Annotated in this window: 1 protein-coding gene; it reads left to right on the top strand. The window is 70.5% G+C overall.

Going from position 1 to position 1601, the window contains the following annotated elements:
• Nucleotides 1-133 precede the first annotated feature (133 nt).
• Entirely contained in the window at nt 134-1357 is a 1224-nt protein-coding gene (locus tag NBW77_RS21840; RefSeq protein ID WP_250280276.1) for an IS4 family transposase, read from the top strand.
• The last annotated feature ends 244 nt before the right edge of the window (nt 1358-1601 follow it).

The following is a 1601-nucleotide window of genomic DNA, read 5'->3' as shown; positions in this document are numbered from 1 at the left end:
CCCGCCTTGAGGCAATGCCGTGAAGCTTAATTCGATCTTGATTGATTGATCTTGGTGCTGGTCGTGGAGCTCTTGCGGCGTGGCGGCGTGGCATCGGCACCGCTGGGTGGTTTGGTCGCGGTTCGTGGCTTCGATGGTGTCTGCGGACCAGGTGTCGGTCGGGGTGCTGGTGACGGCGGTGCCGCGCGACGCGGTGGACGAGGCGGTCGCGGCCTGCGGGGTCGGTGAGCGGCGCAGGGGCGGGAAGCTCCCGCCGCATGTGACGGCGTATCTGACGTTGGGGATGTGCCTGTTCCCGGACGACGACTACACCGAGGTCGCGGCGAAGACGACCGGGTCGCTCGACCGGTTCGGCTGTTGGGACGCGGCGTGGGCCCCGCCGAGCGCGAGCGGGATCACCCAGGCGCGCAAGCGGCTGGGCCGGGCGGTGATGGCCGAGGTGTTCGAGCAGGTCGCGGGTCAGGTCGCGACGCTCTCGACACGGGGGGCGTGGCTGCGGGGCCGGCTGCTCCTCGCGATCGACGGGTTCGATGTCGATGTGCCCGATACCGAGGAGAACGCCGCCGAGTTCGGCTACGCCGGCTCGGGTGAGAAACGGTCGGCTTTCCCGAAGCTGCGGGTCGTGGCGTTGGCCGAGTGCGGCACGCACGCGTTCCGGGCCGCCGAGGTCGGGGGCTGGTCGGCCGGGGAACGGACGCTGGCCCGCGGGCTGCTGATGCGGCTTGGCCGGGACGAGGTGCTGACCGCCGACCGGGGGTTCTACTCGTTCGAGAACTGGTCGCTGGCCGTGGGCACCGGCGCGGACCTGATCTGGCGGGCTCCGACCGGGCTGAACCTGCCGGTTGTGAAGGTCCTGCCCGACGGCACGTTCCTGACCGTGCTGATCAACCCGGTGGTCACCGGTAGCCGGCGGCGCGCCGGCCTGCTCGCCGCCGCGAAGGCCGGCACGGAACTCGACCCGGACGAGGCGCACCTGGCCAGGGTCGTCGAGTACGACATCCCCGACCGGGCCGGCAACGGTACCGGCGAGCTGATCGTCGTGCTGACCACGATCCTCGACCCGGCCGAGGCCCGCGCCGACGAGATCGCGGCCGGTTACAACGAGCGCTGGGAGGAGGAGACCGCGAACGATCAGCTCAAGACCCATCTGCGTGGCCCCGGCCGGGTGCTGCGCTCCCGGCTGCCAGACCTGGCCGTCCAGGAAATGTGGGCCTGGCTAACCGTGCAGTACGCGCTCACGGCCTTGATCGCCCGCGCCGCCGAAGCCGCCGACGCCGATCCGGACAGGGTCGGCTTCGCCCGCGCCCTACGCCTGGTCCGCCGCTCCGCCACCGGGACGGCGGACATTCCCCCCTGAGGACTGGCTCGCCCACCTGCCCCGGTTCCACACCGAGATCACCCGCATACTCAACCCACCCAGGCGACACCGCACCTGTCCCCGCGTCGTCAAACGTCCACGCCACAACAGCTACCGCGTCAAGCGGCACGACGAGCCCGCCTCGATCCGCCACTCAGGCCCCGCCACGATCCGGCTCCACCCACTCGCACCACACGCCGCATGATCATCCACCGTCAAGATCGAAATAAGCTTCACGGCATTG

Source organism: Frankia sp. Cppng1_Ct_nod (assembly GCF_920656135.1).
In the GTDB taxonomy this organism is placed as follows: domain Bacteria; phylum Actinomycetota; class Actinomycetes; order Frankiales; family Frankiaceae; genus Protofrankia; species Protofrankia meridionalis.
This window is presented reverse-complemented; position numbering and strand designations above follow the sequence as displayed.